The organism is Nostoc sp. 106C (genome assembly GCF_002154725.1).
GTDB lineage: Bacteria > Cyanobacteriota > Cyanobacteriia > Cyanobacteriales > Nostocaceae > Aulosira.
On record NZ_MTAW01000048.1, the window covers coordinates 1 to 25,480 of the forward strand.

Annotated in this window: 17 protein-coding genes; 7 read left to right on the forward strand and 10 right to left on the reverse strand. The window is 42.3% G+C overall.

The window, feature by feature from the left end; translation table 11 throughout:
* Window positions 1-67 precede the first annotated feature (67 nt).
* The 3 genes from BV375_RS03810 to BV375_RS03820 form a co-directional block, all read right to left on the reverse strand.
* Complete coding sequence (locus BV375_RS03810) at window positions 68-2,683, reverse strand: CHAT domain-containing protein (protein WP_243713836.1); 2,616 nt, start codon at window positions 2,681-2,683, stop codon at window positions 68-70.
* 82 nt (window positions 2,684-2,765) lie between these two features.
* Window positions 2,766-3,092, reverse strand: a complete 327-nt coding sequence (locus BV375_RS03815) for a hypothetical protein (protein ID WP_086757433.1) — start codon at window positions 3,090-3,092, stop codon at window positions 2,766-2,768.
* Between the two features lie 298 nt (window positions 3,093-3,390).
* Window positions 3,391-4,089 (reverse strand): YdcF family protein, encoded by a 699-nt coding sequence (locus BV375_RS03820; RefSeq protein WP_086757435.1) that lies wholly within the window; start codon window positions 4,087-4,089, stop codon window positions 3,391-3,393.
* Between the two features lie 311 nt (window positions 4,090-4,400).
* On the opposite strand from BV375_RS03820, the gene ctpB reads away from it, so the two are divergent.
* From ctpB to BV375_RS03835, 3 genes are all read left to right on the forward strand, one after another.
* On the forward strand, window positions 4,401-5,738 hold the full coding sequence (gene ctpB / locus BV375_RS03825; RefSeq protein WP_086757437.1) for a carboxyl-terminal processing protease CtpB: 1,338 nt from the start codon (window positions 4,401-4,403) through the stop codon (window positions 5,736-5,738).
* Window positions 5,739-6,094: 356 nt separating this feature from the next.
* Window positions 6,095-7,063 (forward strand): glycosyltransferase, encoded by a 969-nt coding sequence (locus tag BV375_RS03830; RefSeq protein WP_086757442.1) that lies wholly within the window; start codon window positions 6,095-6,097, stop codon window positions 7,061-7,063.
* A 154-nt stretch (window positions 7,064-7,217) separates the two neighbouring features.
* Window positions 7,218-7,913 carry a response regulator transcription factor gene (locus tag BV375_RS03835; RefSeq protein ID WP_086757445.1) on the forward strand — a complete coding sequence of 232 codons (696 nt, stop codon included), beginning with the start codon at window positions 7,218-7,220 and terminating at the stop codon, window positions 7,911-7,913.
* Between the two features lie 605 nt (window positions 7,914-8,518).
* On the opposite strand, the gene BV375_RS03840 is transcribed toward BV375_RS03835, so the two are convergent.
* Complete coding sequence (locus BV375_RS03840) at window positions 8,519-8,800, reverse strand: Npun_R1517 family heterocyst differentiation transcriptional regulator (RefSeq protein ID WP_086682179.1); 282 nt, start codon at window positions 8,798-8,800, stop codon at window positions 8,519-8,521.
* A gap of 1,574 nt (window positions 8,801-10,374) precedes the next feature.
* On the opposite strand from BV375_RS03840, the gene BV375_RS03845 reads away from it, so the two are divergent.
* The 4 genes from BV375_RS03845 (at window position 10,375) to BV375_RS03860 (ending at window position 16,803) form a co-directional block, all read left to right on the forward strand.
* Window positions 10,375-10,740 carry an NAD(P)H-quinone oxidoreductase subunit M gene (locus tag BV375_RS03845; protein WP_086757447.1) on the forward strand — a complete coding sequence of 122 codons (366 nt, stop codon included), beginning with the start codon at window positions 10,375-10,377 and terminating at the stop codon, window positions 10,738-10,740.
* A gap of 1,188 nt (window positions 10,741-11,928) precedes the next feature.
* On the forward strand, window positions 11,929-14,190 hold the full coding sequence (locus BV375_RS03850; protein WP_086757449.1) for a PP2C family serine/threonine-protein phosphatase: 2,262 nt from the start codon (window positions 11,929-11,931) through the stop codon (window positions 14,188-14,190).
* 138 nt (window positions 14,191-14,328) lie between these two features.
* Window positions 14,329-15,915 carry a CHAT domain-containing protein gene (locus BV375_RS03855; RefSeq protein ID WP_086757614.1) on the forward strand — a complete coding sequence of 529 codons (1,587 nt, stop codon included), beginning with the start codon at window positions 14,329-14,331 and terminating at the stop codon, window positions 15,913-15,915.
* 237 nt (window positions 15,916-16,152) lie between these two features.
* Window positions 16,153-16,803: a hypothetical protein gene (locus BV375_RS03860; protein WP_086757452.1), complete on the forward strand. Its 651-nt coding sequence runs from the start codon at window positions 16,153-16,155 to the stop codon at window positions 16,801-16,803.
* 268 nt (window positions 16,804-17,071) lie between these two features.
* On the opposite strand, the gene BV375_RS03865 is transcribed toward BV375_RS03860, so the two are convergent.
* The 6 genes from BV375_RS03865 to BV375_RS03890 form a co-directional block, all read right to left on the reverse strand.
* The gene (locus tag BV375_RS03865; protein ID WP_086757454.1) at window positions 17,072-18,439 is read right to left on the reverse strand and encodes a PrsW family glutamic-type intramembrane protease; all 1,368 of its coding nucleotides are present in this window, start codon (window positions 18,437-18,439) and stop codon (window positions 17,072-17,074) included.
* An 855-nt stretch (window positions 18,440-19,294) separates the two neighbouring features.
* A complete protein-coding gene (locus tag BV375_RS03870) occupies window positions 19,295-19,747 on the reverse strand; it encodes a nitrate reductase associated protein (protein WP_086757617.1) in 453 nt (150 codons plus the stop codon).
* An 86-nt stretch (window positions 19,748-19,833) separates the two neighbouring features.
* Window positions 19,834-20,286 carry a phosphate-starvation-inducible PsiE family protein gene (locus tag BV375_RS03875; protein WP_086757456.1) on the reverse strand — a complete coding sequence of 151 codons (453 nt, stop codon included), beginning with the start codon at window positions 20,284-20,286 and terminating at the stop codon, window positions 19,834-19,836.
* Window positions 20,287-20,442: 156 nt separating this feature from the next.
* Window positions 20,443-22,647, reverse strand: a complete 2,205-nt coding sequence (locus BV375_RS03880) for a nitrate reductase (RefSeq protein ID WP_086757458.1) — start codon at window positions 22,645-22,647, stop codon at window positions 20,443-20,445.
* Between the two features lie 143 nt (window positions 22,648-22,790).
* Entirely contained in the window at window positions 22,791-24,293 is a 1,503-nt protein-coding gene (locus BV375_RS03885; protein ID WP_086757460.1) for a NarK family nitrate/nitrite MFS transporter, read from the reverse strand.
* A 306-nt stretch (window positions 24,294-24,599) separates the two neighbouring features.
* Window positions 24,600-25,439, reverse strand: coding sequence for a nitrate ABC transporter ATP-binding protein (locus BV375_RS03890; RefSeq protein ID WP_086757463.1), 840 nt, complete (start codon window positions 25,437-25,439; stop codon window positions 24,600-24,602).
* Between the last annotated feature and the right edge of the window lie 41 nt (window positions 25,440-25,480).

A 25,480-nucleotide genomic window follows, 5' to 3' on the forward strand; every position in this document is an offset into this window, starting at 1 on the left:
TCGTAGCTCATTGCTCTTTGTTTTTTGACCTGTATTTTTTCATGCTTACATTATTTGTGCAAGAGGTCTATTGTTCACAAAAAGTGATCGCTTCGTTGATTTTTCCTGTATTGGCTTTGAGCATCCCCAACTGGTGCAACGTCACCGCTTTCTGTCTTTTGTCTTCTGGTGGGCAAAGGGCTATAACTTGCTGATAGTGTTCAAAGGCTTGCTCAACTAGACCAATTTCTTGTTTAGATTTACCTAATTCATAGAGAAGACGATAGTTTTCAATAATTTCTAAAGTGCCTTGACAAATTACAATTGCTTCTTGAAATCGGCTAATGTCATACCATCTATCTGCCAGAGCCGTAGCAATTTCAACCGCAATCTTTTCTACCTTCCCTCGCAATGCCAGCCGATGAATTTCTAAGCATCTTTCCTCAGTTGAGGTTTTCTTTTTTTCACACCAAAAGCGATACAACACCTCAGCCGCTTGCTTATACAAACCCTCCCCATCTCCCGCTAACTGCACAGGCAAAATACGCGGCACTCGCAACGCCTCATCATGGCTCACTTCCAACAGCCCCAACGCCACTGCGCGACTAATATAATCTTCCAAATTGGGGATATTCTCACAAACTGTGGCTAAAGCTTCCATCGGTACTGGTAACTCAAACACCAAACCCCGTGACAACATTTCTCGCATGGTTGTATCCATCTGTTGCAGCAGCGCCTCTGCCAAAACTTGCTCTCGCAACTCCACCGGATCTGCTTCCAAACTATTGAGAATTGCCGCTTGATCAACAGTTTTATTTTGCAGAATCTTATCCAACCATTCCAGCAAGCGGGGATTACCATCCGCCAATCTCTGCGCCTGTAACTTTAATGCCTCATCTACCTGCGATTTATCACTAAAAGCTGTGAGGCGATTAAACTTTTTTCGCAAATCTGCGCCTTGCAGCGCATCCAACGGCTGCTTGTGGAAATACTGCAACTGGGTAAATTCAAAATCGTAACGGCAAGTAATAATGATACGGTGGAATGTGTAATTGTCTCTAATTGCCCAAACTAAAGCTTTCAATACCTCTGCTGCTTCCGCTTGCAAACGACCTAACCCCCCTTCCCTAGCAGGGAATGGGGGAACTTGACTCACTTCTCCGCTTCGGAGAGGGGTTGGGGGTGAGGTCTCTAAATTCACTTCAAAGTCATCCAGCACCAACAAAAACGACTTTCCACTCTCATGCAATTGCTGCAAAACTCGCCGCAACCGAAATTTTAATTCTTCATCGTAATTTTGTAAGCTTCGGCGTTGTTCGTTGTCATCCAACTTTTCCCCTAAACGACTCACCAAATTAGCTTCATCAATTCTCCCCACCCAAACAATGCGCTCAAAATTCGGCAGTCTGTCGCACAGCCTAGCTGCTAAACTACTTTTACCCAAACCGCCCATTCCATGAATCAACACCCCAACTTCATTATTTGATTGCGTCAGCACCCTTAAACAATTTTGCAACTGACGGCGACGACCAACAAAACTTTCCCGCGTCGGGACTTTCACCTTACCCGTCGGATCTAAAAACTGGGTAGTCACAGAAGGCGGTGGTGCTGGTTTCCGTCCGCGAGTCCGTAAGGGTGTAACTAATGCACTGGGTAAATCATCTGCTGCATACAGCCGCAATAAATGCCAATCTCGCGCTTTATTCTTAATTAATGCTTGGTAGGTACTAGCAACAGCCTCAGTGATTTGCTTTCCCGCCGATAATTCCTCATACAATGCAGCAGCTGCGGCTGCTGCATCCGGATCTAAAACCTTTTGACCCCAACCCAATACCGCTTTTGCACCCGATTTCAGCAATTCTTCTGCCATCGAAGGCACATCACCCCCATTACCTGCTTGCCCAGTGCGACAACCAGACAGGAAAATCAGTTTAGGCAGTCGAAATTGTAATTCTTCGGCGATATCTCCAGCACTAGCATAGAAAGCTTCACCTGTTGCTGTTTCTGTCACAAAGCGCGGTTGCCCATCTTGTAAAGTAGCATGACCAGTCAGGTGTAAAACATCAAAATAATCCCTGTCGTAACCATCGACTAAATAACCCAACTCCGACAAACAGCCGCTTTCTTCCACAGTCAATGCTAAAGGTTGCCGCGCCGTCGCCTCTAAAATCCGCGCTTCCTCTCCCTCAAAATCCAACACAGGTTCAACATTCAACGGCGAAGTCGCCATAAACAAAACTTGTAGCGCCCGATTTTCTGGTTCCCCTGCAACAGTCAATTTTTTTACAGCGCTATCCGACACCCACCGCACGGGAACCACCGCCGGAACACGCTGTACCAAAAAGCCATTGCCATCATGCAAAACTTCCCAAGGCAGATGGGCTAGTTTTTCTGCTGCTGCGATCGCTAACCCCCCCCCTTCCCGCCGATACTTATCTAGTAGGGATTGTAGAGTGCGATCGCTTCCATCCAACCAGTTATACAACCGCCGCCCAGTTACCGTATAATCCTCTGGGAAAGCCGAAACATAATAATCTCGCTCCGCCAACTGAATCAAATCGGTGATTTCTGATAGAGCGAGCGATGTCTGACGACAAGCCGCTTCGCGTCTACGCTTCTGATACTCATTTGGATTATCAATAAAGTAACGTAGCTCTACGTAATTCCCATCAACTGGCTTGAGGTCGAGGTGGAGGGTTTGCACGTTCTTGCTCTAGAACTTTAAGACTTCAGTATTTTCTGCAAGTCTATCACCCTCGATTCCAAAGACGCGCTCAATCGCGTCTCTACGATTCTAAAATTTGCCGAATTTCCTCTAACGTCGCATCTTTCAACAGCAATCGTCTACCATTTCGCCCCACAATCAACACCTTTTCAATTCTTTTACCGGACTGTTTGGCTTGATACTCTTGATACCACTTGCGAATTTGTTCAGCAATGGCAATGCTTCCTCCCACAATCCCTACAATAGTTGCAACTGTTGTAACTACTGGCTCTCGTTCCTCTGCTTCTGAACTTACCGCATAATTCCCAGATATCCCAGGAATTGCCAAAAGCGCTTCCGTTGCAGCAACAGCATCTTCACCCTCAATCGCCAACTGAATTTCTGCCATAGATCTACCTGCAACTATCTCCAGGCTTATTTTAAGCAAAATGCGATCGCCATTTCTCCGACTTTCTGCGATTCATTAAACCTCTTATATCGTGTTTGGTGAAAGACTTATCATTAAGACTGACATGGAGACACAGAGACGCGGGAACGCGGAGAGTTTTGAATAATAAGTAGATTATCCGAACTCAGGTTACATAAGTGGTTTTCATCTGCATACCCTGCGGAAAGCCATCTATATCAAGGTTAATTCTTCATTATGTCGGACTTCTCCGCGTCCCCATGTCCCCGCGTCCTCTTCCTCATCTCCCTAACTTCCCCTGATGTTCACATTTAAAACCGTGACTTTGCCAAGCTTGCATATCTACATCTGCAAGTCTTGTCACTTTCGAGCATTCTGGCTGAATAATTTGGCTTAAACCCGCCCATATCAAGCTACGAGTTACATCCAGCCCAGTTTTTAGCCAAAACTCATGATTAGCAGGAATACCTTGCTCCTGAACAATATCTGGCTCTACCCAAATGCCATTAGCTCCCAAAAGAATCTGCGCCATCCATTTAGCTCTAGGTAAGTGTGTTGGCGAAGTAATCAGTTTTACTTTATGTACTCCCCAGCGCTGCAGAATGGGAATACTATAGTAAAAATTTCCCCAAGTAGAATTTGCACAGTTTTCTAACCAAATGTTTTGTAACTCAGTATTTTCCCTTTGGAATATTAGCCATACACATGGGTCTGGAGAACCATGAGAAATTAAAATTGGGATACTAGGGTATTTTTTAGCTTCTTTTGCTACGTATATTTCTCGGCGGATACTACCACCAAGCACAAACAAACCGTCTACTGGCTGGGAAGATACTGAAACTAGGGTTATAGTGGTACAGACCAGCCAAATCCCAAAGATAACGCACATCCCACAGGCTATTTTTTGTATCAAGTGCCACAGTTTCCTGAATTTTCTCCTATGGGAATCTGTTGATTTCATGGAACCATTACGTTTCATTACACAGTTACGAAAAGCTTGGTTAGTCAGTGTTTAAAATACCAGCAACTAAGCTAGCAAAGTGCTATCTTATAAAAGTAATCAAGGGTGTAAAGTTGACACATATAAAAGTGTCATATTCGCCTAGATTATCGTCCCGGAGAAAGCTAGCAAACAGAGAAATGATTGTTAAAAAGTAAAGCTGTATTTTCAGTATCATTTCTACTTGAAATGATCAAAAAGTAACGCTTAACTTGAGTATAAAAACTTAAAATTTTCTGGAAATCCTGATTGCTAAACTGTCAACAACACAATTATTCCAGCTGATATACATGAACCAATCTGCGAAACGTTACTCACCGCTCCAAGTAGCCTTGATTGGTGGAGCGATCGCCACGACAGCCACTGTATCTGTATTTGGTCCCGCTTGGACTCGCTGCGTTCGTGCTGCCCTACAAGATAGCCCGAAAGCAATAGTAGACCAAGTATGGCAATTGGTGAATCGTGAATACGTTGATGGTAAATTTAATCAACAAGATTGGCAAGCTACTAGACAGAGCCTTTTAAATAAAAACTATTCTTCTCGGGAAGACGCTTATGTCGCAATTCGCGAAGCTTTAAAAACTTTGGGCGATCCATATACTCGGTTTATGGACCCCAAACAGTATGAAGCTTTAACTAGCCAAACTTCAGGAGAAGTTTCTGGGATTGGCATTCGCATGGAATTGAACGACAAAACCAAGCGGCTGACTGTTGTGGAAGCTATAGAAAATTCCCCAGCGCTCAAAGCAGGTATTAAAGCAGGCGATGAAATTTTGGCTATTGATGGTAAACCCACTCAACAAATGAAAGTGGATGATGCCTCCAAATTGATTCGCGGCAAAGCTGGTACTGCTTTGACTTTGCGGCTGGGACGGACAGGGCAGAGTGTTTTTGATCTAAAGCTAACCCGGGCTACTATCGAAGTGCCAACAGTGCGTTACACCCTCAAGCAAGAAGGTAACCGCCGCGTTGGCTATATTCGTTTACGAGAGTTTAGTTCCCATGCAGGCGAGCAAATGCGGCGAGCTATCCGCGATTTGAACAGTAAGCAAGTTAACGCTTATGTCTTAGATTTGCGAGGCAATCCTGGCGGTTTATTGCAAGCAAGCATTGAAATTGCTCGGATGTGGCTGGATAACGGCGGCATTGTCCGTACAGTAGATCGTCAGGGAGGAACTGAGGATACTAAAGCTAATCGTACTGCTCTGACTAATCTTCCGTTAGCAGTGTTGGTAGATGGTAATTCCGCTAGTGCTAGCGAGATCTTAACAGGAGCACTCAAAGATAATAAGCGAGCAGTAGTTGTTGGTAGTCAAACCTTTGGTAAAGCCTTAGTGCAGTCAGTTCATGAACTCACAGATGGTTCCGGTTTGGCAGTCACCATTGCCCACTATTACACACCTAAAGGAACTGACATTAACCATAAAGGAATTACACCAGATATCAAGCAAGAATTAACAGAAGCCCAAGAGCGTCAGCTAGCATCTAATCCAGATTTAGTTGGCACGAAAAACGATCCGCAATATGCGCGGGCAATTACAGCTCTATCTAATAGTAACTTCGCTCAACCACCAGCCAGTCAAACTACTGGAGCCATGAGTATTCGTGCTAGAGACTTGAAATTTTAAGGATTGAGGAATTGATTCAGTAGTGCTGAGTCTTGAGTTGTGAGTGCTGAGTGAAACTCCATAACTAAGAGTTAGGGGATTGAATAAAGAATTCGTTTCTTTTTCTCTACGACTAAAGTTGAGGGCTTTAAACTAATTGTCTAGTTGCGAGCACTAATGTGCTTTGATAAAGCTCAGCACTCAGCACTCACTACTGGGAACTATTTCGGTAATTGATTGCCTTACTCAATTTCCTCCCAATATCTAGTTGCTAAGAATATTAGGTTTTGAGAATTTGGCAAACTGCCTATCTTAACTGATTTTAAGACTTTGGATTGGGAATACTAGTTAGTAATCCTATGCCAAAGTTTTAATTTATGAATCATTCTCCTGTTCATGCAACCACCACCCACAGCTTTTTGCCTAAGGTGTCGGTGGTTGTACCTATTTATAATGGTGAGATAGATTTACCAGATTTAATCTCCTGTTTGTTGTCTCAAACTTACCCAAAAGACCGGGTGGAGTATTTGCTGGTAGATAATAACAGTAGCGATCGCACTCTTACTTTCCTCAAAACAGCTGCGGAACTTTCTCCCCTCACCATTCACCCTTTGAGTGAAAATCAAATTCAAAGCTCCTATGCAGCTCGTAACACTGGCATTCGCTCTGCCACAGGTGAAATTATTGCTTTTACTGATGCTGATTGCCGTCCGCAGCCACAGTGGCTAGAATCATTAATTCAACCTTTTATCAACCTGGACGTAGTAATTGTTGTAGGTGAAATTACAGCGCTACCAGGTAAAAGTATTTTAGAACAACACGCCGACCGCCAAGAAACTCTATCGCAAAAGCACACCCTTTCCCATCACTTCTGTGCTTACGGTCAAACTGCTAATTTAGCCATTCGCCGTCTCGCCTTGGAAAAAGTCGGTTTGTTTCGCCCCTATCTCACTACTGGGGGTGATGCAGATATTTGTTGGCGAATTCTGATGGCAAAAATTGGAAAATTAGAATTTGCTCCAAATGCAGTAGTCCAACATCGCCACCGCACTACACTTAAGGAACTTCAAAGCCAATGGCGGCGCTATGGGCGTTCAAATCGCTACCTGCATGAACTGTACGGTGTGGAGTTAATGCCAGGGCTGACACGTAAGGAATATTATTATCGCTTAGTACGCTGGTTAGTGAAAGAAATACCAAAAAATATTTTGAAGGCGATCGCAGGTAAAGCTAGCTTTGTAGACTTTTTAAGTACTCCTATAGGCTTATTTACAGCTAAAGCGCGTTACTTAGGTCAAAGTGAAGCCAAACTACCAGAACAAGCTCAGATCATTGATTGGTTATAAAAATTTTTTATTACTCAAGGGTAAATAGTTATTTCTTCTTTATCTTCCTTGTTTCCCGCCTCTGCGCAACCTTGTCCTTTTATTTACGCTCCTTGTGTCCAATGCTTGCCAACTTTCGCTAAATTGGAAAAAGGTAGACTCAAGGAAATTTTAAATGTCAGCACAATTGTTATTGGTAGATGATGAACCGGGATTGCGGGAAGCCGTAAAAGACTATTTGCAAGAAAGCGGTTTCAGCGTTCAAGTCGCCAGTAACGCCCGTGAAGGCTGGGATTTGATGCAGCAGAATACGCCTGACTTAGTGATTTCTGACATCATGATGCCTCAAGTGGACGGTTATCAGTTCCTGAAACAACTACGAGAAGACCCTCGGTTTCAAGCACTTCCTGTAGTATTTTTAACTGCTAAGGGGATGACAGGCGATCGCATCCAAGGTTATCAAGCTGGTGTTGATGCTTACTTACCCAAACCCTTCGATCCAGATGAGCTAATTGCCATCGTAGAAAACTTACTTTCCCGACGCATGGCTAAACCTCACGCTACAGGTGAAGATACTGAAACACCTGATATAGCTGAACTAGCCAATCAGATTGCCCAAATAAAGGCGTTGTTAACTCAAAGAAGCGCTATCTCTCAATCACCAGCACCTTTTAAAATTGACTTAACTCCTAGAGAACAAAGTGTTTTAAATTTGGTAGCTGAAGGATTGATGAATAAAGAAATCGCCCGTCGCTTAGAGACAAGCGTCCGTAATGTCGAAAAGTACGTTAGTCGTTTGTTTAGCAAAACTGGTACGAATAGCCGCACTGAGTTGGTTCGTTTTGCCTTAGAACATGGTCTTGCTAAATAACCGTTATCAACTGCGTACACAAGGATAGATGAGGAACAAAGGAGCAGGGTGCAGGGGGACAATAAATACTAACTTTTGACCCTTGACCCTTGACTCTTGACCTCTTAGCAAAATGAATTCAACCCTGATGATTTAGTCAAAATTATCCTATATGTATGCCAGTTGTGAGGGCGGAATGTAACTTCAAGCTCGCAAAATACACATTCAACAATTGCGATCGCTCAACACAAGAGTGATAAATTGCGCAATTTTCGTAATCTTTAGACTATATCAAGCAGATTATCGCTCGCAAGTACTTCGCCAACTTGAAGTAACACCCTGATTAAATGTATTCCCCAGAACTAGAATTTTTGAAAAACTATAACCGCCCTGGTGAGAAAGGCATAACTGCATTAGTAGGCACCCAAGTATTTCCGTAGTGCAAAGGGTGAGGGCTACTGTGACGCTTTCTTTGGCTTTTTTGAGGAGAGAATCAGCTCCAAGCCTAGGTTTTAGATTACACAAGCCAACTCAATAAATGTTAGAGCAAATGACAAATTACATCTAGAAAATTTACCATTTGATGCTCAATTTACAACTTGCCACTACTTAATTAATACAGATAATTATTGACTATTGTCGGCAAAGTTACGTAAGCGCATTAACTGACGTCGCATTTGCGGTGAAGCTTTGAACTCAGAAATTTCCTGAGCTTTGACCGACGCTTGCAGCGTCTCCAAAAAGTCATCAGACCCTTCGGTTAAAGCATCTAATAGTACCTGTAACAGTTGCTCGCGATCGCCCAATAGACTCTTTTCCTCAATTAAACGGAATTTGAGATGGATTTCGCACTCATAAACACCTACTTCAATATTATTTATTTGGCGTGGTAAGGCTTTGGAGTTCATAGATTTGAGGATTCCTTTACTTGGTGGTCATGAAGTTTAGGAGTTAAATCTCCAGCAAAATTCTTTATATTTTCTTGTGAATCCAAAGTGTTTGAATTAAGAATTATTCTTTATCCATCACATTTGTATTCCATTTCACTCTCCTCTCGTTTTTTTCACTTCATACTTTACACTGCTTAGGCTGTAATGTCCCTGCGCCAGAGGTGTGCAGGTAAGCCATAACTATTATTCAGTTTTTAAGATTCTATACAATAAAGTTTCTGTAAGAAGTTGTTCGAGCTTTTTAAAGGTTTTTACATCAACTTTATCTTAACGTCAACAACAGTTTGGGATTTTACTGAAAATTTAGTATTTTTACGTAAGTGATCGCACTAAATTTCTTCTTTTTGATGAAAGTCTAAGGTAGTTGTACCATAACTACGTAAATCTACTAGATGTACATTTTTTTTATCCTAAAATTTTAGAAGACGTTAAGCAGCAAAGTCGTTAAAGGTTGATTTTTGATCTGAATCAAAATTATAGACACTGAAACACGCTGATTACAGCCTATTACAAAGTGACAAAATTGAAGCAGTCAGAGCCAAGAGTAGTCGATAACTGTTCCACTATCAAGTCGGCAGAGCCACAACAGTAGTTCCCTAAGAAATCCTACTGCTTTGGATCAGCTTTTGTGGCAAATGCTATGGGAACGCCAGTCACCTGGCTCGAGAACACCTCCCGAAGTTGCCACAACGCGGCGGTACTTCCTAAGCGAAGATTTCTGCTTTGGAGTACAAGTTTAACAACCCAATAGAGCGACCCTTGCGAGGCAATTGTCTTGGCATTACTACTAGACTCACGCCTGCCCGTTATAAGTAGTCAGACAGAATTGATTACACATACGTGTCAATTTAACGCAAAACCCTCATTCCGCAAGGAACTGAAGTTCCTTGCTCATAGCAAAAGTCATCTTTAGATGACTAGATATCGCTCAAAATCTTGAGTCTACTTTAGTAGACTTTCGCTATTAGCCTGGGAATTGATTCCCCGGCGGGCGATGAGGCCTAGCGTGAGGCTATTTGTAACTTAAGTGGACACGTATGAGCTATGTCGTACCCCTACGCTTAAGCAAGCTACGCGCAGGGTCTTTGCTAGGAGAAGGCTTTACCCTCGCCAGAACTGTAAATATTTTTGTCCGATTACTTAGTAGCTGTGGTGGCAGGAGACAGAAGACTGATGAAATAAGCATTGCCTGCTTGCACTAAATACCTCACCCTGATGCCTAGTCAATCTAACAAGTGCAAACAGCTTGACAGTATTGCTTGAATATGGTTAACTTACCGCTACAGTAAACTTGTAGCCCCTTCAGAAATGAAAACAACCTACTCCATCATTGTCATCAGAGGAAATTTTATCTGCGCTTCCTAGTTGAACAAACCTCCCTTACTTTAGTTATGAGCAGTTGCTGATTGACGCACAAGCTTTTTGCGTATGCCTGCTTAATTAGGCATGATTCCTGGTCATTGCGGGCATTTAAGCTCAGGCATAACGTTTACAATGATTTCATTGTAGTCAACCCAAATCTTACACCCTTTATGGACAACCCGATGCTGCTCAAGTCTACAACTCGGCATATTCGCATTTTTGCGGCAGAAATTGACCGGGATGGTGACCTGGTTCCCAGTAATCAGGTCTTAACCTTAGATGTTGACCCAGACAATGAATTCAACTGGAATGAAGATGCCCTACAAAAGATCTATCGCAAGTTTGATGAACTAGTAGAAGCATCTAGTGGCGCAGATTTAACAGACTACAACTTACGCCGTGTTGGTTCCGACTTAGAGCATTATTTGCGATCGCTCTTACAAAAAGGCGAAATCAGCTACAATCTCCAAAGCCGCGTCACCAACTATAGTATGGGAGTCCCACAAGTAGCAGTTGATGATCAACAGTCAAGATAAGAGCTACCTGTAAGTTTTGGTATCTCTGAGCTTCCTAGGGGCATTCTTTAAACTACCCCTAGGAACTTTTAACAAACACAAGCAACAGGGTAGGAAGGAAGCAAGGAAGTGTTTATTCTGTTCGTTGTTGCACCTAAAAGTGATAATTAGAGACGCTTAACTGGCTTGTGCCAATGATTAATCAACAGTTTGCTGGATGTCTTACACCAAAAATCATTAACTAAAATTTCTACTGACACAACTGCTGATGCAATATTTATCAGAGTGTCACGATCGCTACTACTATACTGCCTGCTGAAGCATTCAAAATTTTATCAATTACTTTCTGAGCCTTGAATACACTACTATTTGTTCGGTATAGCTAGCACAGTTGTTTATCTATAAAGTTATATTAATTTCAAGTAATTATAAGTTATACTAATCTAAATTTTGTCGGGTGAATGTGGGCACATTCAGCAAAAAATCCTATGAATGCAAGTTTTGGCAGCTTTAAATCAAAGATTAATGACATACAAGAATCCAGTTTGAGTTTTGAAAACATGTCCTACTCCTCTACCTTCCTAATTTGCTGTTCCCTGTTAAGAGTTCCCAAGTGCTACAAGTAAGTTCAAAACTCAAATAAGAGTAGCTTACATATTTCGCAAACTTTAAGCATTGATTTGTTGATTTATTTAGTTAAACCTCGTCCATTTTGAAACCTGGAGTAGTGCGGGCTGGAAAGCCCGCTAAGAAGAGCAGGGAGCAAGATGCTCCCACTACTTTTAAAACTATGGTTCTCAAAATAGATGTGGTTTATCTTAATTCTTAATTAAAGTTAATTGTTACCTAGTAACTTATAAACTATAGGAATACCAGCATAATTTGCCTGTTTTTGATGAAGTAATTCAACAAAAGTAAACAGTACAGTTATGTTGGGGTTAAGCTTTGGTGACAGGGTTAAAGTTAGCTGTGTTGACGATGGAGAGACATAGAGCAATAGAGGCTATGATGAGGCTGTAGGGTTGACTGAGGAGTAAATTATTTGGATAAGTAGATCGTAGATTCAATAAGTATTAGCACCTGCTGCTATCCACCAGCTAAAATCATTGATCCAAAGTTGGATATGTCAGGTTCAAAAATATGAGCGGTTTAGATTGCCGCTGCCAATGCTGTTGAAGAAATTGCCAATTGCTGATCGGTGAGAAAACTATGGAAAATGATGCGGCAACGCTCTACTGCCCAAATGAACTTTGTCAATCTCCCAACCCCCTAAGCCACAAATTTTGCTTGCGGTGCTCTACACCCTTACCCAAGCGCTATCTTTGGGCTGAAGGAGAAGGCTTGAGTGTTGCCGCCCCTGGAGAGATATTAGCCGATCGCTATTTAGTAATTGATAAATCTATTGTTTTAGATATCAGACCTGGTTTAGTACCCCAAACCCCTGAATTAGATAGTTTATCGACAATTAGACCTTATTTGCGGCTTATACCTTATCGATTACACGTACCGCAGGTATATGGAGTGATACCGCCAATAGACGGGCGCTGCCAACAAGAAATATTACTCTTAGAAAAACCGCCACTACTTAACGATTGTACAGCCCAACAAGCGCAACTTTGCCCCGATTTAATTACAGCTTGGCGTGATGCCAGCTCGATGCGCCAACTCCACTGGCTGTGGCAGTTAGCAAATCTCTGGCAACCATTGTTGAGTGAAGGTGTGGCTGTTAGCTTACTGAAATCATATCTAATCAGGGTAGAAGGTCCATTAGTACGCTTGTTAGAATTGCATTCCGACTCCGCCGCAGCGCCTACCTTACCCCAATTAGGCGAATTTTGGGGGCAATTGCACAAGAATGCTAAACCAGCCATAGCTGAATTTATTGACAAAATTACTAGTTCTTTAATTCAGGAAGAAATAAATTCATCTGAACAACTAATTGCTGTTTTAGATCAAGGAATAGCACAATTAGGGCGATCGCAAACGCCCACCATCAAAATTTTTACCAAAACTGACACAGGTCCCAGCCGCCAACGAAATGAAGATGCTTGTTATCCTCCCAGTGGAACTTTAGTGAGTAAACCACCACAACCGACAGCCTTAGCTATTGTCTGCGATGGCATTGGTGGTCATGAAGGCGGCAATGTGGCATCGAATTTAGCGATTGAAACAATTCAACAGCAGGTACAGCAACTGACAAAAGTTCCTGCCGATCATATAGATCCTTCACTGCTACTCTCTGACTTAGAATCAGCTGTAGCAGTTGTGAATGATAAAATCAGCCAGCGCAACGACAGCGAAAATCGCCAAGGGCGTCAACGCATGGGAACAACTTTGGTGATGGCGTTGCCAATTGCTCACGAAATGTACATTACCCATGTAGGTGATAGTCGTGCCTATTGGATTACGCGTCACGGTTGTTATCAAGTTACCCTTGACGATGATGTTGCCTCCCGCGAAGTTAGGTTAGGCTATGCTGTCTATCGCGAAGCAGTACAACAGAGTGGTTCTGGCTCCCTTGTCCAAGCTTTAGGGATGAGTCCCAGTACTTCGCTACATCCCACCTCCCAGCGGTTTATTCTCGATGAAGATGCTGTTTTTCTACTCACATCCGATGGCTTAAGCGATTTTGACCGTGTAGAGGATTATTGGGAAACAGAAATATTACCAATTTTGAAAGCGGAAACAGATGTGACAAATGCTGCGGAAAAATTGGTAGAAATCGCTAATACCAAAAATGGTCATGATAATGTCACCATCGCCTTAGTACATTATCAGGTTAAATACATTGAACCAGAGTCCAGCCTCACAGCAGTCATTCCCGAAAGTTTGCCCACGCAAGCTGCTGATACATCTCCCAGACCAACACAACAGACTCTCTTAACCAACTCCAATGCTAAAACGCAAGTAATTCCAGAAAATAAGCAGCGAACCAGCAGTGCTCAACTACCGCTACAGTTTATAGTCCCGTTGATCATAGTAGCTGCTGCTGCTGGTATTGGCTACTGGTTCAAGGAACAGCAATCGCAAGTAGCTACAGTTCAAAATACCCCAAGTCCAACTACAACTGTACAACCAACTCCTCTTAATTCACCCACAAAAAGAACTATTGATAACATCAACACTGGGTGGGTGATTCAAACCACAGCCGCAATACCCTTAGCTAACAAAGAATCGTTACCTCCTAGAAATTTTTTGCAAGTTATTGAAACAAAACCAAATCCTCAGTCTCCTAATCAGGAATTTTTGGTGGAGCTACAGGTATGTCCTAATAAAGATACATCTACTCCAGTTAAGGACGATTCTCCAAACGTACAGGAACCAAAGAGAATTGAATTTTCCCAGACCCAGCTGAAAAAGTATAAGGTTTCTGTCTTACAAGCAGGTCAAGCCAGCCCATGCGATCAAGTATCGCCACCAGTTAACCAAACGCCTGCACCTACTCCACAAGCTGAAGGTAATCCAACTTAGTTGAATACTCCATAAACTGGTAAAACCTGAAATAATACAGGTAGGAACGAAAATAAAAAACTTACAAGGTAGAGATTTTTACCTTGAAAAATTGTTATTTGAAATAATTTGTTTTCCCCCTTTAGTTTAATGACTCCATTGCCATGCCTGAACCTGGCGATCGCTCGTTTGACCAACACTGGCACTGATAACTTTGCCATTTGGGTGGTTAAGGCTCCTTATCCCAGTGGCTATGTTTTGCATGACTGTATATGGCCGATTGAACTCTCTCAAGTTTGGCAAGAATGGCAGGAGATGTTTGCAGGTCACAGTCGCTTAGATATTTCCTCACGCTCAACGCCTCCACAAATACCTCCCTTACCAATCAACTTGGTTTCATCTGCTTCAGGTCAAACAGCAGGCTACAGTAGTCGCCTGATGCAATATTTGGGAATTAGCCTGTGGCGATGGTTATTTGACGCACAAATTCTCGGCAGTCTAGAACGTAGCCGTGGCATGGCTATGGGTCAGCATACACGTTTGCGCTTTCGTTTGGAAGTTCGCGATCCAGATTTAATTGCCCTACCTTGGGAAATTATGCAGCGTGAACCTGGGCAATCGGCAATGTCGCTGTCTCAAGATTTACTATTTAGCCGTACTACCAGTGAAGTTGAATCATTGCCGTCTTTGCGAACAGATCAGGCTCTCAACATTCTTTTGGTTTTAGGGGAAGATGAAAATAAAAATCTGCAACTGGAAAAAGAAGCAGAAATATTAACACAAACTCTGACTAAAGCTGGGCCTTTAGGTAGCAATTCTCAGGGATATGCACCTTGTATGGTACATACACTGCTGCAACCAAGACCACAAGAGTTGATTGAAGAATTAGAAACTAAAGCATACAACGTCTTTTTCTACGCCGGTCACGGTTTGCCAGACCCAGACGGAGGTTTATTATTTTTACGACCGCGGATGACACTCAATGGCATAGAATTAGCCCAAGTATTGACTCGTACTGGTGTCAAACTAGCGCTGTTCAACGCTTGTTGGGGTGCACAACCAGCTGCTGTCAATCACCAAGCTATACCTTCTAGTAGTTTGGCAGAAGTGTTAATCCGTCATGGCGTACCTGCGGTTTTAGGAATGCGCGATGAGATTGCTGACTCTGAAAGCCACAGTTTTATTCAAGTTTTTACTGAAGCGTTGCGATCGCGCAAGCCAATTGATGAAGCGGTGGCAGAGGCAAGGCAAGAACTATTAACACTATATAAGTTCAATCAACCTGCATGGACTTTACCCGTCCTTTACCTGCATCCAGATTTTAATGGCGAACTGATTAAAAGTTTTGATGAAGGAGTTACAGAATTACCAGACACGACTATTCCGAGTATAATTTCTTCGGTGCCTACAGCCTCATTGCGATCGCTGTCGCTGGAAGGCAAAGCCTGGTTGTTACGTTCTGGAGTTACTCGTATTGGCCGGACAAAAGACAATGATATTGTCATCCCAGAACCTTCAGTTTCCAAACGCCATGCCGAAATCTTATGTCGGAATACTTTTACTGGTACGACTCCAGTAAGAACTTATTACTTGCAAGATTTATCTACCTACGGCACAACTTGGGTTTTAAGTTCTAATGGTTGGCAACAAATCCTCCGCGAGGAAGTACCTTTAACATCAGGAATGCAGTTAAAGTTTGGTAGTTCTAGAGGTGAGATCTGGGAGTTTATTATTGAAGACTCCTAACTTTTAGCATTTGACTTTCAAAGTGAGTACAAATGAATAGCACCGCAGCGGGTAAGAATAATTTGTAGCTGTCAAATAGCAGCTTAGGATGAGCTATTACATTGATGAAGTTTCCATTAATAGCAACAGCCTGACACAACTATTCTTACCCTCAGCAAAATTCTCTTGTTTTGCGGAAATGAGTTTCTGAGCGCTGTAGCTGTCAATACCGCTAAATAATCAATCGGGAGGCGACAAATGATTAACAAAATTAACAATTCAGATACTTTCAGTTCTTCACCATCTCAAGTGGAATTAGATTTTCTCGCAGCGTTACTAGAACCTGAAGATGCAAGTTATCCCTGGAATCCTGCTGATGCGGAATCAGAAGCTTATTTTGATCAATTAGAACAGCAGTTCCATAGCGATGATTTATGGGCAGAAGAAGAAATTACAAGGCGATCGCAAGATTTTTATAGCCAACTTGATGCACTTTGGCCTGAAACTGCCAATGCTTCAGATTCCAAGACTCATAGCAGCCGGATGATGATGGAAAATCTTCAAGAAGCTTTACAAGCTGCTTTTGCTTCAGCAGTACCTCAAGGCTGGCTAAATAGGATTGCCCAGAAAGCTACTGAGATTTTTATTTCCCAACAGTCAATTGGCGAGCAATTAGTTCAGTGTGTTCAAGATGTACTACCTACTTGGGGAGCAGAAGACCTCTTAGTTTTAGCTCGTCCTTATGCTTACGCTATGCGCAGTGGCGAACCACAAAACCCACAGGCTGTAATGACTAAGTTTGGCAATCGGGAATGGACAGCTTTATCGGAAGTCGAGCAAGCAAAGGTTAGTTTAGCGATTTCTTACTACGCTCTCACTCAACTCAATAGCTTTCAGTCAGAATCCTAAATTTAGTTGCCTTATATCTCTTAATCCGGAGATACTTCAGGCTAGTTTTAGCTTTGCCCGCACTCGGCGCTTGTATTGCGGGTCTGATAATTTATTGCTTGTGATTGCTAAGCATGGTTAAACCACCATGATTCAGACTATAGGCTGATTCACAAAGCAGCGCTATCTATCCCAAGACATAAAAATTTATTTGAAAATATTCGAGTGTCAACAGTCAACAGTTAAGGGTCATTAGTTATTTTTCCTTGTCCCCCTTGCTCTTCATCATTTACTTGGGGCCAAGAAAGCGAGTAGCAAAATTCTGCGATCGCGTTGGTGACAGAGCACGTGCCTTGAGAATTGCCGCCATCAAAAAGGCATAAGATAATACCCCAACAACCACCAACAGCAAGGCATTAATAGAACCAGTGGCATTCCACAAAGCATGGAGTGCAGCAGCGCTAACATAACCAATCGGAAGAATTTGCCAAATCAGACGCGGTTTGAGCACAGCCAAGCCGATAAAATACCCCAGATAGCCACTGTAAGCCATGTGTCCTGCTACAGAGCCTAAAATGCGTGGAATTAGTAATTGCAAACCCACCAGTTGCCCAGTCCCTACCCCTGCCTGTTGAGCAACATTTTGAGTAATAACTGGCACATATTGTCCAAGAGTTTCCAATAGAGTAAAACCTACAGCAGAAGCAGTTCCCAAAAGAATGCCATCTAGCGGTTCCCAGATACCTATACGTTCTCGCCAAGGCGAAGGTAAAGTCATACCTAATATCAGTGCTACCAATACAGGTAATGCCTTAAGTAATTCCTCCATCAACCCAGCACCAAAAAACATCCGTACTAACAATTCGGTGAAGGTAATCGAATCTTGAGATGAAGGTAAGTTCCCAGGCAAAATCCCGCGAAAAACGAAAATAAAGAAATCTAATAAGGGACTTTTCAAAATTAGTGCCGTACCCAATGCTACGGACACAAGCACCCACCAAGGCTTCTGTTTGCCGCAAAGTTGGTAAACAAAATAATAGGCAGCGAATGCTATATAACTCGCTACAATCACTTGATTGGCTTGTGGCTGACCTACCGTAGCAAACATCAATACCACAAAGACTACTGTAAGAATTCCCGGTACTAAGTAAGCTTTCCGAGTTAAATCTTTACCAGTGGAAATAATCGGGAATAGTTGGGTAAAGCTCACCGAATCAGATTTAGATTGACCTTGGTAGCTTCCAGCAGACGGAAGCGGTGTGGCTGGCCTAGTCATGATCGTAGCTTGGGAGACATATTCATGCTCAAACACAAATTGCGGTCCATCAGCACCCAGAGAAATGCGATCGCCTGCGTGTAATTCCTGACAACCTTGCAAGCGATGTCCATTTAAATAAGTGCCATTAGCACTATTCAAATCACAAATGAGCCAGCTGAATTTGTTATCTGGAGATGAAGAGAGGGGACGAACCACAGCATGACGACGAGATACCATCCGGTACATCATGGCATCCAAGACAATTTGGCAGCTGGGGTCGCGTCCAATTATCATCTCTTTACTGGGGAGCAGCGAGTAGCGGAATTCTGACCTAAAAGGTGCTCCATTACCAGACACTAGCCGCAGAAATGCATTATGTCTTGCGTTTTTGCCTGTCATCGAGTTAGAGTGCGTTTCTCAATTAATTCTTAAAATACTTTGGCATTAGAACTTAAGCTTAGCCAATTTACAGCAATCTCTTTTGGGTGGTGCACAAAAGTTATCTGCCGTACCTGGATTTCGACTTTAGACTTGTTCATATACTATTTCGGACTGCTGTAACTGCGGCATGGCTAAATACACTATAGCTTTACTCTCTGCTTAAGAATCCGAAATTCGCTACCTAAAAATTAAAATTGTGCGATCTGCTGCTGGCAAGGTTTGAATGATATCTTGATTCCACTGGATTGTATTGGTACTGCTGCCGAGTCAATCAAGAAGGAAGAAGTCAAAAAACTTTTATTTTAGTCTTGCACTGTTTTTAATGGGGTCTTTATTTTTGCTGGGCTGTACTAGTGCAAATTTAATGTACGTTAATTAATTACATAATTTAGTAGTCTTGACCACATTTATTTAGATACCAAAAAATATAGATTTATTAATTGTCTTTTGTCAGATATTTTATATAATTTATATTGGTTCGCACATTGCTGATAAGCCAATAATCATTAAAATTGCATCTCCGCGTCTTCCTTTCTCCGCGTCGTCGCGTCTTTCTGAGGCTAAGGATTATGCAACTTAAAGGCAGATTAGCTTACTTACTCAGCTTGTAGGCTAGCCTCAGAAAGCGGTTGTCTTGAGAAAGGGTGTAAGGATATAGAGGTGTTGGGAAGACTGCTTTTTTATGCTTGGTTATGAGATTGTCCCGTAATTGACTTTCTTGAAGTGAGACAAACCAGACGCCAAAAACGGGATATGCAGTGAAACAGCTGATTGATTGTGCAAACGAAATGTACCTTAGTTTAACCTAGCAGTTTAAAGCAGGTTAAATTCTGCCATTGCTTTGGGAAAGTTTTTATTTTCATGTCCTGAACGGCTGAGTTTAATTAGTGCAAACCGCTGTAAAGAAGTTAACGATTGCCATTGTTGAGTTGTGATAGTTATACCTAGTTCTTGAGCTTGTTCTTGAACTGTAACTGGAATATTATTAGAGTCCATCCATGCAGGATTGGCATCAATCGGCAATTGTTTTGCTGGTATACTTGTGTGGTTTAAAATCAGATGTTCGAGATGTTGTCGATAAGATTGAATTTCCGTTTCCGTATTGCAAGGTAATTCAACTAACGCTTCACGTTCAGCTTGAGACATTTGATGCCAATCAGACAATTTGAGCTTGATACCACTGGTATCTAGTTTATAGCGTACTTGCATGGGTATGCAACGCAGGGATTCAACGAAATCTGCCTCGAATTCAAAAAAGATTGCCATAATCATTAATTTAATAGAATAGTAATCTCAAATTTTTGGGCTGACAAATGCAAGTTGAAAATCCAAAATTTGCTAGATGGTTAATGCTAATTTCGCGAATTACTAAAACGAATTATTAAATAACTAATTGATAAAGCTAAAATTGCAATTCCTAAACCAATGATATCAATTCCTGACACCTTTTCTAAATCAAGAATGATAATTTTTCTGGCGACAGCAATTAAAGAGGTAACAATAACTAATTCAACTTGAACAACGTGTTTTCGCAGGTAAGCAGTAATATTTTCTAAAATTTCCAAAGCAATTAAAATGTTTAAGAATAAACCAAAAACTTTAAATAATATACTATTAAATTTTCCGTATGGTGCGGTAAATAATTCTCTGAGCAGAAAGACACCTAGATCCCAAATTGCAACCAAAATTACCAATACCATAAACAAAGATAGTACCTTAGAAACTATCACCTCTACTTTTTCAATGAGGTGCATAAATTGCTCATCTTTAGTGGTATCTATCATTCGTCTGAATAGCTTTCTCATTTGCTGCACCCTATTTTATAGCCCAAAGTCAACAGTCAAAACATACATTAAAAATCCCATAGATAAATCTATAGGATTAGAAAAAATAATCGTCACTATTGACTATTAACTATGGGTTAAATTTTCAATTTACTGTTTAGTAATCTACTTAGCAGCTTACCATTGTGAGGATTGGAGTTGATAATTTTTGAGTGTAACTTCCGCAGAAATTGGTATCAGTTGTACAGCACAAGCTTTTAATTCTGGTTGCAATGAATCGGGGCAAGATTCTGGATGGGTGAGGGCATTAGCTTCAGCCTCGTTTGCCCACAGCGCACCCCAATGCATGGGAACGAAAACTGTACCAGGTGCGATCGCTTTTGTGACTTTTGCCGGAAATTTCGCTTTACCTCGACGCGATCGCACTTCTAGCCACTGATTATCTGTAATATTCAACCTAGCAGCATCACGGGGATGAATCTCGATAAATGGTTCGGGGTGCATTTGCCGAATTTTTTCAACTCTACCAGTACGCGTTTGGGTGTGCCAATGTCCGTACAACCGCCCAGTCGTTAGCACAAAAGGATAATTCGGATCTGGAGGTTCTGCCAATCCTCGTGAGTGATAGGCTCCAAACCGCGCCCGACCATCAGGTGTAGGAAAGCGGAGATCGGTGTAGAGGCGCTTTCCTGAAGGGGAAGATGCGTGTTCCCGCGTCCCCGTGTTCTGTTCTGGATGAGGCCATTGGGTGGGGCCTTGTGCTTGTAATTTCTCATGACTAATACCAGTCATGTTGCAAGGGCGGTGACGAGTTAATTGCACAAATTCAGCATAAACTTCTGCGGAGTTGGTAAAGGCAAATTCTTTCACAAAACCCAATCTCCGACCAACTTCGGCAAAAATTTCCCAATCTGGTTTCGCTTCTCTTGGTGGTTCACGGAATGCTTGACAGAGGGTGACTGTGCGCTCGGAATTCGTCATCACCCCAGTTTTTTCACCCCACTGAGCAGCAGGTAAAAGGACGTGGGCGTAAGCAGCGGTTTCTGTTGGGTAGTAGGCATCTTGATATATAGTGAAGGGCGATCGCAATAATGCCTTCTTAGTCCGCTCCAAATCAGGCATACTAACGGCTGGGTTTGTGGCGGCTATCCATAGTAAACCAACTGCGCCATCTTCTAAGCCAGTAATCATATCCCAAGCCGTTAACCCAGGATTAGGTGAAATTTGTCCTGGCTTTAATCCCCAAAAATCTTCAACTTCAGCGCGGTGCTGAGGATTTTTCACCAAACGATAACCAGGTAATAAGTGCGCTAAACCCCCAGCTTCCCTTCCTCCCATCGCATTCGGTTGACCGGTTAAAGAAAAAGGCCCTGCTCCCGGCTTACCAATCTGTCCGGTCATCAGGTGCAGGTTAATTATCGTTCTTACCTTAGCAGTACCTTCACTAGACTGATTCACACCCATTGACCATAGAGACAACACCCTCTGTGATTGACCCCAATAGCGGGCTGCTGTTTCTAAATCTGCAACGCTGATTCCACAACGATTCGCCACTATATCTGGAGCATAATGGCGAAGCACTTCTGCATAGGCGGGAAAGTTGCTGGTACAGTCTTCAATGAAGCTAGGCTCAATATAGTTCCAGCGCATCAACAGGTAAGCAATCCCATTCAACAAATCGATATCTGTACCTGGACGTATGGCTAAGTGCAAATCAGCTGCTTCTGCGGTTGGTGTGCGTCGGGGATCAACCACAACCATTTTGACTTTGCGATTTTTTTTGTGGTACTTTGCCAAGCGATTGAAAATTATCGGGTGACATTCAGCTGTATTTGTACCAATTAAAAATGCACAGTCGGTTAACTCTAAATCTTCATAACAACAAGGGGGACCATCTGAGCCAAAGCTTTGAATATACCCAGATACAGCGCTAGACATACATAAACGTGAATTGGCATCGAAATTATTACTGCCCAGACAACCTTTCATGAGTTTCTGGGCAATGTAATAATCCTCGGTTTGAAACTGTCCAGAACCATACATACATATAGCTTCTGGTCCCTGGGTGAAACGCACTGTTTGAAGGCGCTTGGCGATCAGATCAAAAGCTTCATCCCAACTCACCCGTCGGAACTCTTGATCTAAAGAGTCCCTAACCATTGGGTAATGCAGTCTGTTTTTATCTAAAGACTCAGCGATTGTTGCACCTTTAACACAAACCATACCTTGACTAGATGGGTGAGCTTTGTCGCCACGCACCCGCCAAATTGGAGTTCCTTGACTATCCCGATGAGTCGCTTTGCCGTATTGGGCTGGGGGCGAAACTTCTAGCCCACAGCCAACACCACAGTAAGGACATTGGGTTTTGGTAAATTCACTCATGGCAATTATCCTATTGTGGATTTTGCAACACCGACCGCAGCGCCAGTTGGAAAAATGCGTATGGTGCACATCAATCCGATATTGAGGGAATTAAAACCACAGACAACTCAACAGTGTTTATCTGTGGTTTCATTTTCATAAAATTATTCTTCAGCTAGAACAGAAGGCTTTTGTGTTACCGTTTCTGATAATTCATCTTCAGGTGCGCCTGCAAAAGATCCTTTCGGTTCTTTGAGGAAGAAACCACACATAAAAGCGCAAATTATAGCTGCTACACCCATTGTGCTAAAGAGTGTTGATGCATCAGTTAAGCTGAAAATTGTTAGATATACTACACCACCAAAATTACCGTAAGCTCCCACATTGCCTGCTATTTGTCCAGTAGCTTCTTTTTTAATGAGGGGTACAATACCGTAGGTTGCACCGCAGCCAGCTTGGGCAAAGTAAGCAGCAAACATAGTGACTGCGATCGCTAAGGGAATTGGCCAGCTACTATTAATAAAATGTGCCATTAAATAGCCAACACCAATACCTGCACTGATAATTGTCATTGTCCATTTGCGCGAGCCAAATTTATCAGAAATTAAGCCACCACTGGGGCGAGAGATTAAGTTTAAGAAGGGGTAGGTGGCGGCGATCATCCCAGCTACTACATGCTCTAAACCGAAGGTTTTTTCAAAGAAAGCCGGGAGCATAGAAACTGCTGCTAACTCGCTACCAAAATTAGTGACGTAAGTGAATTCGAGTAAAGCAACTTGACTAAACTGATAACGCTGTGCAAGTGGGTAAGTTTTCTTCCCAATCAGTAATTCTTTGTTAACTTGATAAGCTTTATAGGTTTGGTAAGCAAACAATCCTGCCAACGCCGCCCAGGTAAAATACATTTGGGTTTGATTGAGGAAGTGAATATTCTTTTGTTCTAAACGCCAAGCTAATAAACCTAAGGCAAAAATTAATCCAAAATTGGAAAGAATCATTGCCCAGAAGCTTTTAACGCTAGTGACTTCTAAAGCGCCATTTTTCTTAGGTTTCTTGTAGATTTTGCCAGTAGGCGTATCTTGGACGCTGTTGTAATAAATCACGCCGTAGATAGCAGCAATGATACCTGTAAGTGCGATCGCCAACCGCCAGTTGGAAGCACCACCAGCTAAAAAGCTTGTAGCGACGGCAATCATTGGTAGAGCAAACTCTGCACCAAAAGCACCAAAGTTACCCCAACCGCCATAAATACCTTGGGCACTTCCCATCTGTTTTGGCGGAAACCATTCGGCTACCATGCGGATACCAACAACGAATCCAGAACCAACAATTCCCATTAACAGACGACTGATAACTAGTTGGTTAAAGTCCTGGGATAGCGCTGTTGCTAAACAAGGAACAGCAGCAAACATTAACAACATTGAGTAAGTAATCCTGGGGCCGAAACGATCCAGCAACATTCCAATAATTAGTCGTGCGGGAATTGTTAGGGCGAGGTTACAAATGCCCAAAGTTTTAATTTGCTCAGGTGCTAAATGTAGTTGTTTTCCAATAGTGGTTGCAAAGGGAGCAAAGTTAAACCAACAGACAAAGGTGAGAAAAAAGGCAAACCAAGTCTGATGAAGGATACGATAGCGATCCCTGAATGAAAATAATCCCTTGAGCATTCAAACTTTCCTCAATTCAAAAAGTGCATGGATCTACATCAGGGATAATGCTTAATTACCCTGCTCAAATCAGAGATTTCTTGTTATTTATTGGTGCTGAATCTAAGACTGTAATTCTTACTCCCTTATTAGTGGGCCTCCAGGGAGTGTTTCAATAATTGCTAATAACTAAAGTTAGAATTACCTAGCAAGTTGATTTGTATCTGCAATTACATTTTGCTGGTATAAATGTAAAAATGGCATCATAGCTATGCGTCAAAAATCATATTTTCAAAATTAGATGCCAAACAATTCTGCTAATTATTTTTACTCATCATCCTGAGCAAAGCGGCGATAGAGAAAGTCTAGGGCGTAGTTCCGCAAGTTATAGTATTTAGGATCTTCCATGATGCGGCGACGATTCCGAGGACGAGAAAAAGGAATATCTAAGATTTCACCAATTTGAGCAGCCGGCCCGTTTGTCATCATCACAACTCTGTCGGCTAAGAAAAGTGCCTCATCAATGTCATGCGTAATCATCAATACGGTGACTTGATGATCCCGCCAGATTTGCAGTAGTTCTTCTTGTAATTCCTCTTTAGTGATGGCATCTAATGCACCGAAAGGTTCATCCAGAATCAGAACTTGCGGACGGATAGAGAGGGCGCGGGCGATCGCAACTCGCTGCTTCATCCCTCCAGAAATCTGACTGGGTTTTTTATCAGCAGCTTCTGTTAGCCCCACCATTGCCAAATGTTCTCTAACTATGGCTCGTTTTTCTGCCTCGGTCTTTTTAGGAAATACCGCATCTACAGCCAAATAAACATTATCAAATACACTCAGCCAAGGCAGTAAACAGTAGTTTTGGAACACCATCATCCGGTCTGGACCGGGTTCAGTGATGGGTTGGTCTTGCAGTAACACCACTCCATCGCTAGGAGTGTTAAACCCAGAAACCATATTCAGCAGAGTTGATTTACCACAGCCAGAGTGACCAATTAAACAGACAAATTCACCCTCGCGAACTTTGAGGTCAATTCCATCCAGTACTGGGTAGGGACCTTCGGGAGTTGCATAAATTTTGCTTACACCTTCAATTACCAGAAAATTCTCTGCTTTCTGGGTTTGTAATTTCTCGATTTGATTAGTTCTATTGACTATTTGCATAATATTTTTTAGCTTGGCTGTATTTAGGATTTATTCACGCA

Excerpts from the sequence above, each read along its gene's own strand:
- BV375_RS03815 (WP_086757433.1), bottom strand. The coding sequence starts at position 3,092 with ATGGCAGAAATTCAGTTGGCGATTGAGGGTGAAGATGCTGTTGCTGCA.
- BV375_RS03820 (WP_086757435.1), bottom strand. The coding sequence starts at position 4,089 with ATGAAACGTAATGGTTCCATGAAATCAACAGATTCCCATAGGAGAAAA.
- ctpB (WP_086757437.1), top strand. The coding sequence starts at position 4,401 with ATGAACCAATCTGCGAAACGTTACTCACCGCTCCAAGTAGCCTTGATT.
- BV375_RS03830 (WP_086757442.1), top strand. The coding sequence starts at position 6,095 with ATGAATCATTCTCCTGTTCATGCAACCACCACCCACAGCTTTTTGCCT.
- BV375_RS03835 (WP_086757445.1), top strand. The coding sequence starts at position 7,218 with ATGTCAGCACAATTGTTATTGGTAGATGATGAACCGGGATTGCGGGAA.
- BV375_RS03840 (WP_086682179.1), bottom strand. The coding sequence starts at position 8,800 with ATGAACTCCAAAGCCTTACCACGCCAAATAAATAATATTGAAGTAGGT.
- BV375_RS03845 (WP_086757447.1), top strand. The coding sequence starts at position 10,375 with ATGGACAACCCGATGCTGCTCAAGTCTACAACTCGGCATATTCGCATT.
- BV375_RS03850 (WP_086757449.1), top strand. The coding sequence starts at position 11,929 with ATGGAAAATGATGCGGCAACGCTCTACTGCCCAAATGAACTTTGTCAA.
- BV375_RS03860 (WP_086757452.1), top strand. The coding sequence starts at position 16,153 with ATGATTAACAAAATTAACAATTCAGATACTTTCAGTTCTTCACCATCT.
- BV375_RS03865 (WP_086757454.1), bottom strand. The coding sequence starts at position 18,439 with ATGACAGGCAAAAACGCAAGACATAATGCATTTCTGCGGCTAGTGTCT.
- BV375_RS03870 (WP_086757617.1), bottom strand. The coding sequence starts at position 19,747 with ATGGCAATCTTTTTTGAATTCGAGGCAGATTTCGTTGAATCCCTGCGT.
- BV375_RS03875 (WP_086757456.1), bottom strand. The coding sequence starts at position 20,286 with ATGAGAAAGCTATTCAGACGAATGATAGATACCACTAAAGATGAGCAA.
- BV375_RS03880 (WP_086757458.1), bottom strand. The coding sequence starts at position 22,647 with ATGAGTGAATTTACCAAAACCCAATGTCCTTACTGTGGTGTTGGCTGT.
- BV375_RS03885 (WP_086757460.1), bottom strand. The coding sequence starts at position 24,293 with ATGCTCAAGGGATTATTTTCATTCAGGGATCGCTATCGTATCCTTCAT.
- BV375_RS03890 (WP_086757463.1), bottom strand. The coding sequence starts at position 25,439 with ATGCAAATAGTCAATAGAACTAATCAAATCGAGAAATTACAAACCCAG.